Annotated in this window: 6 protein-coding genes; 3 read left to right on the top strand and 3 right to left on the bottom strand. The window is 72.8% G+C overall.

Annotated elements, in window-relative coordinates; all coding sequences use genetic code 11:
* Positions 1-2 precede the first annotated feature (2 nt).
* The 3 genes from ACH4SP_RS03805 to ACH4SP_RS03795 are packed head-to-tail and all read right to left on the bottom strand — an operon-like array spanning position 3 to position 7,263.
* Positions 3-1,226, bottom strand: a complete 1,224-nt coding sequence (locus ACH4SP_RS03805; protein ID WP_398408851.1) for an AAA family ATPase — start codon at positions 1,224-1,226, stop codon at positions 3-5.
* On the bottom strand, positions 1,223-6,406 hold the full coding sequence (locus tag ACH4SP_RS03800; RefSeq protein WP_398408849.1) for a hypothetical protein: 5,184 nt from the start codon (positions 6,404-6,406) through the stop codon (positions 1,223-1,225). Before ACH4SP_RS03800 ends, ACH4SP_RS03805 begins: the two co-directional genes overlap by 4 nt.
* Positions 6,403-7,263: a DUF4132 domain-containing protein gene (locus ACH4SP_RS03795; RefSeq protein WP_398408847.1), complete on the bottom strand. Its 861-nt coding sequence runs from the start codon at positions 7,261-7,263 to the stop codon at positions 6,403-6,405. Before ACH4SP_RS03795 ends, ACH4SP_RS03800 begins: the two co-directional genes overlap by 4 nt.
* A 321-nt stretch (positions 7,264-7,584) precedes the next feature.
* Between ACH4SP_RS03795 and ACH4SP_RS03790 the strand changes: the two genes are divergently transcribed.
* The 3 genes from ACH4SP_RS03790 (at position 7,585) to ACH4SP_RS03780 (ending at position 16,634) form a co-directional block, all read left to right on the top strand.
* The gene (locus ACH4SP_RS03790) at positions 7,585-8,655 is read left to right on the top strand and encodes a hypothetical protein (protein ID WP_398408845.1); all 1,071 of its coding nucleotides are present in this window, start codon (positions 7,585-7,587) and stop codon (positions 8,653-8,655) included.
* Between the two features lie 1,113 nt (positions 8,656-9,768).
* On the top strand, positions 9,769-14,421 hold the full coding sequence (locus ACH4SP_RS03785) for a type I polyketide synthase (RefSeq protein ID WP_398408843.1): 4,653 nt from the start codon (positions 9,769-9,771) through the stop codon (positions 14,419-14,421).
* On the top strand, positions 14,388-16,634 hold the full coding sequence (locus ACH4SP_RS03780) for a type I polyketide synthase (RefSeq protein WP_398408840.1): 2,247 nt from the start codon (positions 14,388-14,390) through the stop codon (positions 16,632-16,634). The genes ACH4SP_RS03785 and ACH4SP_RS03780 overlap by 34 nt, the downstream gene beginning before the upstream one ends.
* Positions 16,635-16,641 lie beyond the last annotated feature (7 nt).

Below are 16,641 nucleotides of genomic sequence, written 5' to 3'. Positions count from 1 at the left end.
CGTCAGTTCTCCAGGACCGTGCGCAGGTCCCACAGGGCGCGCCAGGTGGCCGATCCCTGCTCCGCGCGCCTGCGTACCGGCCCGTCCCAGTACCCCAGCAGCCGTGCCGCGTCGGCGGGGTCGTCCTTGCGGACGACGCCGAGCAGATGGCCGGGCAGGAGGGAGAGCACGTCCCGGTCGCCGGGGAAGTAGGCGGCGGCCAGGCCCAGTGCGCCCGCTACGGAGACCGCCTCCGCCGTGCTCATCACCGTGGAGGGACGCTCGACCTCCCAGCCTTCCACCGAGCGGCCGTCGCGCAGGTCCCGGAAGGCGGTGACCAGGGCTTCGAGGACCGCGTCGTCCACCTGGTAGGCGGCGCCCACGCGTTCGACGGCGGCCCGCGACTGGCGCCGGACGAGTGCGGTCTCGGCGTCCACGTCCCCGATGGGGCCCACGGTCTCGAAGTTGAAGCGCCGCTTCAGCGCGGCGGACATCTCCGAGACGCCCTTGTCCCGCAGGTTGGCGGTGGCGATGAGGGTGAACCCGGGGGCCGCGTGCATCTGGGCGCCCTCGCCGCCCGCGAGTTCGGGAACCGCGATCCGCCGCTCGGAGAGCAGTGACACGAGGGCGTCCTGGACCTCCGGCAGGCAGCGGGTGACCTCCTCGACGCGGGCGACGGCCCCCCGGGTCATGGCGGTGAGCACCGGGGAGGGCACCAGGGCCTGCTCGGTGGGGCCCTGGGCGAGCAGCAGCGCGTAGTTCCAGCCGTACTTGAGCTGGTCCTCGGTGGTGCCCGCGGTGCCCTGCACGGTGAGCGCGCTGGTCCCGCAGACGGCCGTCGACAGCAGCTCGGAGAGCATGGACTTGGCGGTGCCGGGTTCGCCCACGAGGAGGAGTCCGCGCTCTCCGGCGAGGGTGACCACGCACCGTTCGACCAGGGCGCGTTCGCCGACGAACTTCTGCTCGATCACCAGGCGGCGCGGCACCCCGGCTCCGGGCCTGGCGCCCTTGGGCAGGCCCAGGGCCTCGCCCGTACTGCCCATCACGAAGGTGACGACGGCACGCGGGGTGAGCAGCCAGCCGGGCGGGCGGGGCCCGGAGTCGTGGGCGGCGAGGAAGGCCAGTTCGGTGGCGTACCGGTCTTCGGGCAGCGTGACCTGGCGGTGTGCCCGCCCGGGCGCAGTCGCCTGGCCCGGGACGCCGCCCGTGGTGGTGCTGTCCACGGTGGTCGTGGTGTCGTTCGTCATCGGCGGCGGCCCTTCCGAGGTGCGCGGGTTTCCAGTTCTTCGAAGGCGGGGGCGTCGCCGCCGCGCACCCGTGCCCAGGCGGCTGCGTACAGCGCGGGCACGGGGAGGTGGGGCAGGGTCCGGCTGGATCCCGCCACGGGGTACAGGCGTTCCTTCCAGGTCTCCAGCGGCAGCCCGGGGGCGCTGCGTTCGAGCCAGCCGCAGGGGAGGAACAGGGTGCGGCCGGCGCGCGAGCGCTTCGCCTCCACGACGAGGTCGGTGGCGGCGAGTTCGGCCCGCGCCTTCTTGATGCGGGCCGGCTTCCACCCGGTCCAGCGGACGCAGTTGCGGTCCGTCGGGTCGGGCAGGGCGAGCAGCATCAGATAGAGGGCGGCGGCGTCCTCGCTCAGGCCGAGCGTGTCGGCCGCCTCGGCCACCAGGTCCGGCACCGCACGCGTCGGGTCCTGGGCCGGGTGGTGCGGGGAACCGTCGGGGGCGCCCGCCGAGGCCAGCGCGTCGGTCTCCTCGCCCAGCAGTGCGCGCAGGGCGAGCAGATTACTGCTGCGGTGCGGGCCGACGGTGCCCTCGACCAGGCCGAACGCCGGGTCGTCGGGGCCCGCCAGGCCGGCCGGGCGGATCAGCAGCCGCTCGTTGTCCCCGTAGCCGGGGGCGAGGAGCAGGGCCGTGCCCGCCCGGACCAGACCGTCGGCGCCAGCGCCGCCGGACTCGGGGAGCCCGTGGGCGGCGCGGATCACGGGGCCCGTCCCGTCCCCCGACTCGGTCCAGTCCAGGCCGAGTTCCAGTACCAGGTGCGGGTCGGCGAGACGGTCGCGCAGGACCGCGAGCCCGACGGGCAGGTGCGCCCGCAGGGGGTGCCCGTACGGCAGCGTGTAGGCGAGGGCGCGCAGGGCGTTCAGAGCCAGGATGAGTGCGCCGTGTGCTTCCACCCGGCACAGTCCCGGGCGGCCGGTGCCGTCCTGGACCTGGGTGCCGTGGGTGAGCCAGTTCCGGGAGCCCGCGTTGAGGATCAGGTCGACGGCGGCCGGGGTGGTGTCCGACAGGTCGAGGTCCAGTTCCTCGGGAACGCGTACGAGGGAGGCCAGGCGGTCCTGCCAGACCTCGGCGGCGGCCCGGACGTCGGGGCCCGTGGACCACAGCTCGGCCGGGTCGGCGGGCAGCAGCGCCCGGCGCAGGGCGTGCAGGTCCTCGTAAGGCAGGGCGCCCAGCCTGGCCTGCGCCGCCTCGAAGGCACGGGTCTTTGCCCCGAGCAGGGCGAGCGCTTCGGCTTCGGGCTCCGCGACGGCCGCCGACAGCAGGGCGGTGGACTGGAGGGGCCCGATTCCGGTGGCCGCGTGGAACGCCTCGGCGGCTTCCGGGCGCCAGGGCGCCGGGCCCTGCTCCCGTACCAGGGTGATGAGTTGGGTGAGCCGGTCACGGGCGATCCCCTGTCCGAGCATGTGCTCGCGGTCCAGGGTGAAGCCGGGAACGGGGCCGAAGGTGCCGGTCGGGTCGTGGTCCAGGGCGAGCCAGCGTGCCGCGTCGTTGCGCTCGTTCCAGCCGTGGTGGGCGACGACCACGACGGTACGGGCGCCTCTGCGCAGCACCTGGCCGCGGCGGTGCACGGCCTCCTGGCGTCCCGTCCCCGGTGCTCCGTCCAGCGGCTCGATGAGTTCCACCTGCCGGACCGTGCCCGCCGGGTCGGCCAGCGGGCCTGCCGCGAGGGTTTCCAGCAGTACGAGGAGCCCGGCACGGTGCTCGGGAGAGGTGGTCTCCGAGGCGGCCCGGTAGGCCAGTTGGGGCAGCTTGTCGAGGAGGGAGATCCAGGTCAGGGAGTCTTCGGGCACGGTGAACTCGTCCCGCTGCCAGCCGTCCACGGAGGCGAAGGGGACCTTTGCGGGCGTGGGCGGGCCGAACGCGGGCTCGCCGCCGAGGACGTGGTTGACGGCGAGGATCTGCCGGATGGTGGTCCAGCGGCTCCCCGCTCCCCACCAGCCGCCGTGGATCCGCTCGGAGCCCCAGGCGGTGGCGTTGCACAGGGTCGTGTCGTCGGCGTGCTCGGGCTCGTGGTCGAAGAACATGCCCCGGGTGCGCGCGGTGTCCCGGGGCGTGGCCGGCCGCGCGGGCTCCGGCGGTGCCAGGTAGCGGGCGGCCGCGACGGCCCGCTCCACCGCGTTCCGGACGAACGCGGTGACGCCTGTGCGCAGCCGTGCGTCGGACACCTCGGGCAGCACCCGGACGACGGCCTCCTCGCTCATGTCGTGGGCCGAGGGCCCGGTGTACTCCTCGACGGCCCGGAACGCCTCCCGGTGCCGGGCGACCGCGGCGGCGACCTCCTCGAACAGCTCTCCCGCCCGGGAGTCCGACAGGTTGCGCAGGGCGGTGGAGCCCCGCTCGTCCCTCGGGCGCAGGGCGTGCCAGTACGGGACGGGAGGCACGTACGGAGTGCCCGCCGCGTCGTTCCCGCCGGTGGAGTCGGTGCTGACGGACCACAGGCAGCCGCCGGCGCCGTCCGTGTCCGCCGGGTGCGCTTCGACGTGCCGGTGGTTCAGGGCCGCGACCGGCCGTGCTCCACCGGGCAGGGCGAGGGCGCCGAGGGGCACCGGCGAGCCGCCGCCGGGCAGCGGGTGCGGCAGGGCGACCGTGCGGCCGTCGGGGGTGCCGGCGACGATCCGGTGCCCGTCGGCGGGGGCTGCCGTGCCGGGTTCGGTGACCGTACGGCGGACCCAGCGGCCGAGGACCGTGCCGTCCGTGCCGAACGGGGTGCCCTCCAGACCGGGTTGGAGGGGCAGCACCTGGCAGTGCTCGGGGAGCAGCCGGGTGCCGTCGCGCACCCCGGAGCGGAGAAAGGCGGGGAGGGAGGCGCGGCCGTGCGTGCCGGTGGCCGGGTCGTACTCCAGCCACACCCGCTGGGTGCCCTGGTGGCCCTCCCGCCAGAGTCCGGTGCCGTCGGAGATGACGGCGCGCTGGGGCGGGAGGGAGGTGTCGCCCGCGTGCAGGGCCTTGCCCCCGGTGGCGCTGCCGCCGCCGGGCAGCGGCAGCGAGACCTCGTCGGACGCGCCGGAGCCGCCCCAGCGGGGGAACTGCTCGCCGCCGACGGTGAACACCTCGGCGGGACGGTGCGACCAGTAGCCGCGCTGCTTGCCGTCCTCCCACCAGCTGACCAGCAACTCGCCGTCGACGTAACGGAAGGCGAGCGTCCGCCAGTGGTCGACGGTGGCGGGCAGCCGCAGGGTGTGCCGTAGCAGAACGCCTTCCGGGCCGATGACGACGGCTCGTTCGAGGGTGTTGAGGATCAGCGCGGGCCAGGCGCCGGTGACGCCGATGCCCTCCGACCTGTGGTGCCGCTGATGCGCGGCGGTGGCCGCCTTGGCCTCGGCGGCCAGTTCGGCGTAGGCCTCGTCGAGCGCGGGCCAGCCCAGTTCGTCGAGGACGCCGGTGCGCAGGGTGGCCGCGAGCAGCGGCACGACGTCGTGGCCCTTGAGGAGTCGCACGGCCTCGGGGGCGACGTCCGCGACCACGGAGCGGAACGGCGAGAGCCTGTTCAGCGCGGTGCGCAGTCCGGGGAGCCCTCGCGAGGCCGTGTACTCCTCGGCGCGCGCGGTGAGCCACTCGCGGAGGATTTCCGAGAGCACCGGGTGTGCGGCCGACTTGGCCAGGCCCGATTCGCCCTGCCGCCCGCGTCCGTCGCCGAGGCTGCCGACGCTCTCGCTCAGCAGTGCGCGGAAGACCGGCTGTGCGGCGACGGCGGTGAGGTCCCGCGCGCCGGGTGCGGTGTCGGTGAGCCACGGGCCGACCGGGAGCAGGGGCGGCCGCACGGTGTCCGAGTCGTGGCCGTCGGGCTCGGCGACGGGGATGCCGGAGGCCAGACAGAGGTCGAGGAGGTCCAGGTCGGCGGTGCGCTGCCAGCGGCCCTGGAACAGTTCGACGGGGGACCCTTCGGCGCGCAGCCGGTCGGCCGTCCTGGCGACCAGGTCGAGGGTCTGCGGGCTGCGGCCCGGGGTGGCCCGGTTGCGTCGGCGGTGCGCCTCCCAGCGGGCGAGCCAGTCCGCCGGGGACACCGCCGCGGCGGAGCCGGAGGGTCCGGAGGGTCCGGAGGTCTCCGGGAGGGCGGTCAGCAGGTCCTCGGCGCCGGACTCGGCCAGCAGCGCGAGCCACTCGGACTCGCCGTCCGTGTCCCCGCCGCTCTCGCTGAAGGTCTCCGGGAAGAAGCCGAGGAGCCGGGCCCGTACGCCCGCGTCCCGTCGGGCGAGGGCGACGAGCGCGGAGCGGTAGGCCGTCCAGAACGAGGCGGGGGCGCGGACGACTCCCGGGGACCCGATCAGATCGGCCACCAGCTCGCGTTCGGCGGCCTCGCGGTCCAGCCCTGCGCCCTTGACCAGCGCACGCACGTCCTGCGGCAGGGCCGCGTACGGCGGCATGCCGGCCGCGCAGCGCTCGACCAGCAGACGGCGGAACTGCGCCCAGGCGTCCGCCGGTTCGAGCCGGGCCGCCAGGTCCCGCACGTACTGTCGCAGCGCCTTGACGGTCAGCGCGCCGGCGAAGGCGAACTCCAGGAAGACGGCCCGCTGCCGGTCCTCGTCCACGACCAGACCGTGCACCCGCTCGGCCTCGCGGGCCTTGCCGAAGAAGGAGGCGGCGTAGGTGGTGTTCTCGGCCTGGAGGAAGAGGCGTGCCACCTGCTCGTAGTAGGTGGGGAGGAAGTGGGGCACGGACCGGCCGAGCCGGGTGCCGAGTTCGTCGAAGCCTTCCTTGGCCGCTCCGGCGCGGGTCCTGGCCTGCCGTCCGAGCCGCTCGATGTCCTTGACCAGGGCCAGGGCGTGGTGTCCGTTGGCCGGGTCGTTGACCAGTGCCCAGGCCGGGAAGCCCAGCGTCTCCCGGCGCACTTGGCCCACGACGGGGGCCTCGGCGGTCCGGGCAAGACCGAGGAACTCCAGGGCCAGGTCCTCGGCTTCGCCGAGAGTGCCGGGCACCAGCCGGACCACGGGGCGGTCGCCGAGGGCGGTGTGCGTGTAGGAGCGGGCGGTCAGCGCGTCGGCGTCGTCCCGGTCGGTGGTGCCTGCCGGGAGAATCGCGCCCGCGTCCAGCAGGGCCGCCGCGCGGGCCCCGGCGACGGCGGTGTCCTCGCCGCGGGCCTGGGCGGGGAGGACCGTCGTCTCCGTGTCCGCCGTGCTCATCGGGGTGTTCGTCGTCGTGGTGCTCATGCCGCCCGCTCCTCGTCCGTCACGTCGCGGCCGGCGTAGAGCGCCGCCGCCATGCGCATGCCCTCGGACCACGCGACGGCGCCCACCTCGGCGGCCGTCAGCGCGCGCCCCGCGGGGTCGGTCCAGCCGAGCGGGCCCGTCTCGGTGTCGTACTCGCCGTATCCGTCGTTCTCGCCGATCCAGATGCGTGCCTCGACGGTGACGCCGTCCTCGACGACGGGGCAGACCGCGTATCCGCCGCGCGACCGGTACCCGAGCTGGGTGACGCGGCCGTGCAGGAAGCGCAGTTCCTTGAACACGCCGCCCGCGTAGGTGTCCACGGACGTGGTGTCCCGGGAGAGGCCCGACGGGCGGCGCCACACCTCGCGGAACAGCTGCTCGACGTTCTGGCCCACGCCCAGCTCGACCGCGAAGTCGCGCAGTTCGTCCAGGTCGTCGAGGAGCACCGGGTGGGGCACGCTGACGACGTCCGGGGTGATGCGGACCGTGTCGCCGTCCAGGTCGACGAGGCCGAGTCCGCGGTCGGGGTCGACGTCGCGCAGGAACCCGGCGACACCGCCGTCCGCGCCGGTGACCACCACGTCCCGCAGGGCCGCCTGCCACGCGGGGTCCGGCCAGACGCGGGCGAGCACCGCCGTGGGGACGGGCAGCGAACGCACCATCCACTGCTCGACGTCGGTCAGGCACTGGCGTTCGTGCCGTTCCAGCCACTCGGTCAGCTGCCGGAGTCCGACGACCGCCGGATCGTCCTTCACCTTGGCCGGGACGGACTTCAGCCGTCGGCCCTTCCCGTTGCGGCAGACCACCTTGCCCGCCTCCAGGGCGACTTCGTAGTCGCCCGCCGGAACCCACCCCATGCGCTGTTCTCCCCGTCGTTCCGGACGGCCGCCGAACCGGCGGCACGTTGATGAAACCCGTCAGCGGCAACGCACCGTGACGAGTGGAAGAGACTCTAGGCGGCCCCACTGACAATGAGTTCGATCGCATTCCGCTCCGTCGTACGGGCCCTCGCCCCGGAGGGGACCGCCCGCGGAGGAACGCGTCCGGGACGTTCGTTGTTCGTCGCGCGTCATGTTGCCGCCGACCGCGTCCACGGGCACCGGAAACCGGACGGAGTTCGAGCGCGTCCTGAACCTCGATAGGCTCGTTCGCTGAACTGCACGGACACGGGGGATGGCATGAGCCAGGTGCTCTATACGGAACGGTCGTGGAATCCGCTGGCGCGGACCGTCGAGCTGACGGAGGAAGAGCTGCGTCGCGGCGGCAGGGTGACGCCGCTCGGCGAGCTGAACCTGCCGGCCATGGCCGAGGCGTTCCACCGCGGTCACTGGCTCGGCGGCGGTGGTACGGAGCGTCCGCTGAACCTGTTGACCGCGGGCAGCGGTGTCGTCCCGGTCACCCGCGTCACCGGCACCACGGCTCCCGTGAAGGTGCGCCAGGCCGCCGAATTCGCCCGGGCACTCGGAGAGTTGGCGCTGCGGCACTGCGGTGGACCCGCGCAGGTGAACGCCCTGGCCGAGCGGGCGCGGGCGGAGGGAGTGCCGCTGTGGATGGCCCGGCGGTACGCGCACGGGCCGGTCGGCCCGGTGGGCGTGGCAGTGGACCGCCGACTGGTGCGCGTGGACGTGTGGGGGCCGGGCGCTCCCGTCGTACGGATACGGGCGCCGCACGGCTTCCTGAGCAGTGCCGCCGACCAGGCGCAGGGACTGCGGATGACCGTCGGCGACGTACCTGCTTCCCTGGTCTTGAAGAAGAAGCTGCGCAAGTCCAAGAGCTACGCACGGGCGCGACTGCCCCAGGGGGTCTGGGAGTTGCGGCGGGCGGACTACACGAGTTCCTGGCTGCTGCGCGACGAACAGCGGGTCGCCCTGATCCAGCGGCCCCCGCGCCGCACCCGCCGCGACCCCGACATCCTGCTGCTGCCTCTGGCGACCGTGCGCTACGAGAGCCCGGACCCGCTGGACGCGGTCATGGCCCAGGCCTTCGCGGTCGCCTTCGGCATGGGCGACACCACGGGCACGGCCCGCTTCCGGCTCTCGCGCCCGCACACCCGCGCCGGTGAGCCGGTCGCCACCGACGACGCCTGGGACCGCCCCTGGTTCAGCAACCTGGGCAGCGGCAGCGACGACAACGAACCGGGCGGCTCGGACGGCTGGGGCTCCGACGGAGGAGACGGCGGCGACGGAGGCGGCGGGGGCGGCGACGGGGGCGGGGGAGACAGCGGTGGCGGCGGCGGGGGCGGCGACTAGCGGCAGGGCCACGGCTTGTTCACGGGCCGCCTGACGGGAGTCCGGCCGACGTGACCGGCGGCCTGTCGGCCGGGCCGGTTCAATTCGGCTCGTGGTCGTGGCCGTGGGCGTGGGCGCGCTGAGCGGGTGCGTCTTCCGGCTCGGCGAAGCGGAACTCCGGCCCGTGCTTCGGTGGGCGCGCCCTGCGGATCGTAAGGACAAAGTGGTTTCGGTAAGCCGCATCACCTGGGCGGATCGGACCCTGCCGACCAGCTCGACGGGCAGGTCCAGGAGGTACGGCCCGCCTCCGGAACCGCGACGAAGGAGTAGGGCCCGCCCGGGAGAAACCGGGACGCGGGCTTCGCACGGCAGTAGACGTGGCAGAGGCCGGTCCGCGAGAAGGCGGACGGATTCCGGTGTGGGCCCGCATTCGGGTGGCGCCTGTCGGCCTTCCTCAGCCGCTTCCCCGTCGGTCGACGGCCGCGGCGCTCGCGCGGCATCCGGCCATGTTCGGCCGCCCCGGGACCGCATTCGGCCACGCGGAATTGCCAGAGCCACATTCACATGCGCGCCGACATCTCCGGCCCCTCTCCCCCACCATGTTCTTTTCTTGATCAGGAATTACATTGACGATTTACAATCCTGAATCATTTCACTACCCGATTCAGCCAACCTGAACGGATCAAGCCCGGGGTGACATGGCACCGATGCGCGACGGGCATATCTTTCGTGTCCGATGGATAGTTGATCGCTCCTCAGGTTTCACGGGCACTCTCCCTCGCGGTTATACGTCTATACCTCCCTGGTCTTTCATGGTCTTTGGCGACCCCTCATGACTCCCATGACTCTCATGAGAGTCATCATGCTGCCGAACGTGGGCCACCGCCCAAGGCGGTAAAGAACTTCTCCCGCACCTCCGAGTCCACGCCTGTTGAGAGCCGCGCCATTTCAGACTGCAGTACTTCACTTGACGCTGGTCGCTGAACAGGAGTCCGCGATGGCCACCTCGCACGAGCCACAGACCCCAATTCCCGGAACGGGTCATGGTATCGGTCGGTTTCGGCAGCAGTTCGACGGCGGTCGTCTCCTCACAAGTCCCGCTCGCCGCCGAGCGACCGGCTCTCCCTCCCTGGGGTGTGCCCTGTGAACGGGACGCCCATAGCCGTTGTGGGTATGGGGTGCCGGTTGCCGGGCGGGGTGAATTCGCCGGAGGAATTCTGGGCGGCACTGCTGGCCGAGCGGGATCTGGTCAGCGAGGTGCCGGCGGACCGGTGGAATGTCGGCCCGCTCTATGACCCGACGCCCGGAGTGCAGGGCCGGACCGTCAGCCGATGGGGAGGATTCCTCGACGATGTCGCCGGATTCGACGCGGAGTTCTTCCGTGTGACTCCGCGTGAGGCCGTATGGCTGGACCCACAGCAGCGACTTCTGTTGGAAGTCGGCTATGAGGCTCTCGAAGACGCCGGTATTCCACTGGAGCGGGTAGCGGGATCCGAATGCGGGGTATTCGTCGGTCAGAGCTCGGCCGACTACTGGTCGATCATGGAGGGCGACAGCCGACGGTTCGGCTTCTACGGCATGACGGGAGCATGGGCCCGGTCGGTGATGTCGGGTCGGCTGTCGTTCGCGTTCGATCTGCGCGGGCCGACACTGTCGATCGACACCGCCTGCTCGTCGGGACTGGCCGCGTTCGACGTCGCGGTGCGGTACTTGCGTTCGGGCGGGCCCATGGCGTTGGTGGGCGCCGTCAACCTCACCCTGATTCCGGACGGCTCGATCATCTACTCGGGCAGCCGGATGCTGTCGGCCACAGGACGCTGCAAGTTCGGTGACGCGGACGCCGATGGTTTCGTACGCAGTGAGGCCGCCGGCGTGGTGGTGCTCGAACCACTTGACCTGGCGCTCGCCCATGGCGACCCCGTCTCCGCGATTCTGCTCGGCTCGGCGAACGGCAGCGACGGCCGAGACGGTGGACTGCTGGTGCGCCCCGGCCCCGACGGGCAGCGGCGGGTGATCGAGCGTGCCTGCCGGGACGCCGGGATCGACCCGGCGGACGTGGACTTCGTCGAAGCGCACAGGCCCGGCACCCAGGCCGGGGACCCGGTCGAGCTGACCACGCTCGGGTCGGCGCTCGGTACGGGCCGACCGGTGGAGCGGCCGCTGTTGGTGACCTCCGCGAAGACCAACCTGGGGCACGCCGAGGCCGCTGCCGGAGTGGTCGGCGTCATCAAGGCGGTGCTGAGCCTGAAGAACCGGACGGTGCCGGCCAGCCTGCATCTGAACCGGCCGAGCCCCGCCGTCCCTTGGGAGAGCCTTCCCTTGAGCATCGTCAGGTCCGCCACGCCCCTGCCGAATTCCGGGCGCTCGGCACTGGCCGGCGTCAACAGCTTCGGCATCTCCGGGAACAGCGCACATGTGGTGCTGTCGGCTGCTCCGGCAGCCGTCGGGGACCACGACGGAGCGGGCCGTCGCGATGCCGCTCCGGTCGAGGACGGCGCGGAGACCGCTCGGCCGGAGGCCCTGCTGCTGTCGGCGGCCGGCCCGGAGGCGTTGCTGGCCGTGGCTGAGCGGTGGGCGCAGTTCCTTGAGTCGTCCGATCTCTCCTTCACCGATGTGTGTCACGGCGCTGCGGTCCGGCGCACTCATCATCCGTTCCGTCTCGCGGCCGTCGTGGACTCGTCCGCGGACGCGGCATCGGCGCTGCGGGACTACGTGGCAGGTGTGCCGGGGACGGTGACGGTCGCGGAGGCCGGCCCACGGCCGCGGGTGGCGTTCGTCTTTCCGGGCCAGGGCTCTCAGTGGGCGGCGATGGGCCGGACCCTGCTGTCCGGCGAGCCGGTGTACGCGGCGGCGTTCGACGAGTGCGGTGCCGCGATAGCCGACGAGACCGGGACGTCGATCCGGAAGTTGATCGAAGAAGGATCGGATGAGTGGCTGACGCGCACGGAGGTGGTCCAGCCCGTTCTGTGGGCGGTTCAGGTCGCGCTGTCGACGCTGTGGAGGTCCTGGGGCGTCCAGCCCGACGCGGTGATCGGACACAGCATGGGTGAGGTCGCCGCCGCGTGCGTCGCCGGTGCGCTCAGCATCCGCGACGGGGCCGCCGTGATCTGTCGCCGCAGTGCCCTGGCTGCGCGCTTGCGCGGGCGCGGCGCGATGGCGTGGACCGAACTGACCGCCGCCCAGGCCGAGCAGGCCGTCGTCGGCCGCGGGGTGGTCGCCGCGGCCTTCAACGGCCCGCGTGCCACTGTGTTGTCCGGTGCTGCCGAGGCAGTGTCGGACCTGGTCGCCGAACTGGAGGGAAGCGGGACGGTCGCCCGGCTGGTCAATGTCGATTTCGCCTCGCACTGTCCGCAGATCGACGAGATCACCGATGACCTCCTGGCCGCCCTCGACGACTGCGCTCCCGGCCGAGCCACCGTGCCGATCCGGTCCACGCTGCTGGGCCGGATCATCGAAGGCACGGAGATGGACGCCGCCTACTGGGCGCGCAATATTCGCGAACCGGTCGATTTCACCGGCGCGGTCCAGGACCAGCTCGCCAATGCCGGCGCTGACATCGGCGCTGACATCGGCGCCGACACCGACACCGGCGCAGAGACGATCTTCCTCGAAATCAGCGCGCATCCCGTGCTGACCGCGACGATCCGCGCCCACGGCCCGGCAGTCCGTGCCCTCGGCTCGTTGCGCCGCCACACCGGCGAACGCGAGGCCCTGCTGGGCACCCTCACCGAACTCCATGTCGCCGGCACCCCCATCGACTGGTCCGCCGTCGCTCCGGGCGGCCGCCACGTTCCACTGCCCCGCTATCCGTGGCAGCACCAGCAGTACTGGCTTCCCGCTGCCGATGAGCCCGATGAGTCCGATGAGCAACAGCCCCCGTCGTCGGCCACGCACGACCGGCGGACCGCTGATCCCGCGTTGCATCCGTTGCTGGGGACGGTGCGGGTGAGCGAGACGGACGGCTCCCGGCAGTGGACCGGCCGACTCGATCTGGCGGCCAACGGCTATGTGCTCGACCACTGTGTCCAGGACGCCGCGATCCTGCCCGGCACCGGCTACCTCGATGTGCTGGCCGCAGCCGCTCGGAGGATCTACGGCCCGGTCCCCGTGGCCCTCACCGAGGTCCGCTACCTGCGCGCGGTCTTCCTCGATCCGGCCGAACCCCGCGAACTGCGGGTGACGGCCCGGCCGGAGGGGTCGGCGTGGCACTTGACCATCCACAGCCGCACCGTCGGCGAAGCCGAGTGGACTCTGCACGTCGAGGCGACCGGCCGACCGGTGGACGGGCCGGAGAGCCACGGCGAGGAGGTGAACGGGCCGGAGAGCCACGGTGCGGAGTCGGAGCCGGGCGGCCCGGCCCGGCTCGACGACGCGAAGACCCGCTGCACCGAGCACCAGAGCGGGCCGGACTTCTATGCCCACCACGCGGCACGCGGCAACCAGTGGAACGGCACCTTCCAGGGGCTCGTCGAGGTCTGGCGCGGTCAGGACGAGGCCGTGGCCAGGGTCCGCCTGCCCGAGGCCGTGGCCAGGGTCCGCCTGCCCGATGCCGGGTCCCAGCGGGGGGAGCTGTTCCATCCGGCCCTGCTCGACAGTTGTGCGCAGGCGATCGCCGCAGCGCGCCCGGAGATCGCCGCGAGCGCGGACGCCGCTTTCGTACTGCGCAGCATCGGCGCCTATCGGCTGTACCGGCTCCCCGGCCCCGACGAACTGTGGAGTCATGCGTTCCTGCGTCCTGGCCACGCGGCCGATTCCTGCGTGGCGAGCTTCCGCATATACGACGGCGAGGGCCTGGTCGCCGAGATCGACGACATGCGCATGCACTACCTGATGGGCCGTGCCCCGGCCCCCGCGCCGACCACGCGTGAACAGAAGTCCCCGCCGCCGCGCAAGAACACGGACTCGCCCGCAGCGGCCCGCGACTGGCTGTACCGCCAGGAATGGGTCGCCGCCGAACGGCGCACCGAGGAGGATCCCGCAGAAGGTCGCTGGCTGGTGTTCCAGGACGGTGGACACGTGGGCCGCGACGTCGTCGACGCCCTGCGGCGGCGGGGACACGAAGTGGCCACCGTGACCGCGGCAACCGCTTTCGCCCACTCCGACGACAGCCGTCTGCGGTTCCGGGCCGATCCGACGTGTCGGCAGGACATCGCGGCTGTCGTCTCGGCCGCCTGCGCGGGCGGTCCGCTCAGCGGCGTGGTGTACCTGTGGGGCCTGGACTCGACCCGGTCCAGCGAGCCCACCGGCTGGGAGCTGGAGCGCGCCCTGAACCTGGGCTCCACCGGAGTGGCACATCTGGCGCAGGCACTTCACCGGACGGCCCCGTCCCGGCCGCCGCGACTGTGGCTGGTGACCCGGGGCAGCCAGTACGTCACCGACACCGACTTGGTGACCGGTGTGTGCCAGGCGCCCGTCTGGGGGCTCGGGCCCGCCCTGGCCGGTGAACAGCCGGAGTTGCGCACCACCCTGATCGACCTGGACGAGCGCGACAGCACGGTCGCGCCGCTGGTGCGGGAGCTGTTGACCGCGGACGAGGAGGACCGGGTCGCGTTGCGCGGCGGCTCCCGGTTCGTCGCGCGCCTGCGTCGGACCGAGACGGTGTCCGCAGACCGCCTGCGTCGGACCGAGACGGTGTCCGCAGACCGCCTGCAGCAACCGGGTCCGGGTCCGCGGACCACCTGCAGCGAACCGGGTCCGGGTCCGCAGACCACCTGCAGCGAACCGAGAGCGGGTCCGCGGACCCAGCCCTTCCGTTGCGGCTGTCCCAGCCCGAGCACGGGGTGCTGACCGGGCTCCGTTTCACCGCCGCCGCCCGGCCCAGCGAGCCGCCACCGGACCAGATCCTGATCCGGGCCGAGTACGCGGGCCTCAATTTCCGCGACCTGTTGTGCGCCACCGGCGCCTATCCGGGCCAGAACGGTTCGACCCACCTGGGCCTGGAATGCGTGGGAACGGTCACCGCGATCGGTGCCGACGTGGCGGACGTGGCGGACGTGGCGGTCGGCGACCAGGTGGCCGCCATCGCCGAAGGTGCCTTCTCCACCCACGTGCTCAGCCGGGCCGAGCTGGCCGTTCGGCTGCCCGGCGGGCTGCTGCCCGTGCAGGCGGCGACGATGCCGATCGCGTTCGCCACCGCCTATCACGCGTTGCACGTGCTGGGCCGGGTGCAGCCCGGTGAGCGGGTACTGATCCACACCGCTTCGGGCGGCGTGGGGCTGGCATCGATCCAGGTCGCGCGCTGGCTCGGGGCACGGGTGTACGGCACCTGTGGGCTCGCCAAGCACGACGCGCTCGCGGAGTTCGGCCTTGAGGACGTCGCCGACTCGCGATCTCTGGCATTCGTCGACCAGTTCAGTACGGTCACCGACGGCCACGGCTTCGACGTCATCGTCAACACCCTGGTCGGCGACAGGGTGGCGGCCAACCTGTCGCTGCTGGCCCCCCACGGGCGGTACATCGAGCTCGCCAAACGCGACATCGCCGACGGTGCGATGCTGCCGATGGAGGCGTTCCAGCAGAATCGATCGTTCCACGCGCTGGACATCGTCGACCTTGCCCGCACCGCGCCCCTGGTGCTCGGCAAGACGCTGCGCGCGGTGTTCGCCGGATACGAACGGGGCGACTTCCTTCCCCTGCGGTCCCGCCGGTTCGAAGCCGGTCAAGTCGTGGACGCCTTGCAGCAGATGACCAAGGCACAGCATGTCGGCAAGTTCGTCATCGCGCTGCCCCGCACCGCACCGACAGCCGAACCGGCCCCCGCCCCCGGCAGGGCGACCACCTCATCGGGCACCCACCTGTTGACCGGAGGTCTCGGCGGCCTCGGCGGCCGTCTCGCCCACCATCTGGTCGACGCCGGGGCCCGCGACCTGGTCATGCTCGGCCGTGGATCGCTGTCGTCCGCACCGGACTCGCCGGGACCCGCTCTCCTGCGCGAGCTGCGCGGCAAGGGGGCCCGGGTCGACTACCACGCCGTCGACGTCGCCGACACGACCGCGCTGACCGCACTGCTCGCCGCCCGCCGTGCTGCCGGAGCGCCCCCTGTCCGGGCCGTCCACCACCTGGCGGGCGTGCTCGACCAGTGCGCCGTCGCCGACCTGGACGCGGAGCAGCTCGCGGCCGGCGTCCGGGCCAAGTTCGCCGGCGGCTGGTCGTTGCACCACGCGGTGGCGGACGAGCCGGTCGAGGAGTTCGTACTGTTCTCGTCCGGGTCCTCGGTACTGGGCTCCCCGACCTGTGGGGCGTACGCCGCGGGCAATGCCTTCCTGGACGCCCTCGCCCGGTACCGCAGGGCTCAGGGCAAACCGGCCACGCTGCTCAACTGGGGCTACTGGCAAGAGGTCGGGATGGTCGCCCGGGAGAAGACCGCCGGGCGGGACATGACCCCACGCGGCATGGACATGTTCGCTCCGGAGGACGCCCTGCTGTTGTTGGACGCGCTGCTGGACCGCGATGCCGCGGAGGCCGTCATTCTGCGCGCCGACTGGCCGGTCTGGTCGGCGGCGTACCCCGCCGCGGCGCACGCCCCGCTCCTGCGCGACCTCATCGGCTCCACCCCGGTCCCGGCACAGCCGTCGGCCGGCCCTGCCCGCTCCCGCCCCGAACCCGACCTGTCGGCCTCCGTCGCCGCACCCGCTCCCGTCGCCGCACCGGCGCCCGTCGCCGCACCGGCGGCCGTCACCGCACCGACTTCCGTCACCGCATCAGCGCCCGTATCCGCACCAGTGGCGGCGAACGCCCCCACTGCGGAGGAAGCCGACGGAACCGTCACCGATGTCCTGCTCGCACACATCGCTCAGGTGCTCGGGCTCCGGTCCGGCCGAGTCCGGCGCGATCGATCGCTCACCCAGCTGGGCGTCGACTCCCTCACCGCCACCGAACTGCGCGCCTTCATCGAGCACCGGTTCGGGGTGTCGGTGCGCGTGGTCGAGATGCTGCGCAGCGGGACGACCCCGGAGTCGTTGGCACGGCTCATCGCCGCAGGTCCGGCCGAGCAGGTGTGAGGTCGCC

It is taken from the genome of Streptomyces sp. NPDC021093 (genome assembly GCF_044333135.1).
Classification (GTDB): domain Bacteria; phylum Actinomycetota; class Actinomycetes; order Streptomycetales; family Streptomycetaceae; genus Streptomyces.
Note: the sequence above shows the minus strand (reverse complement) of the source record. Positions and strands in the feature narration are given on the sequence as shown.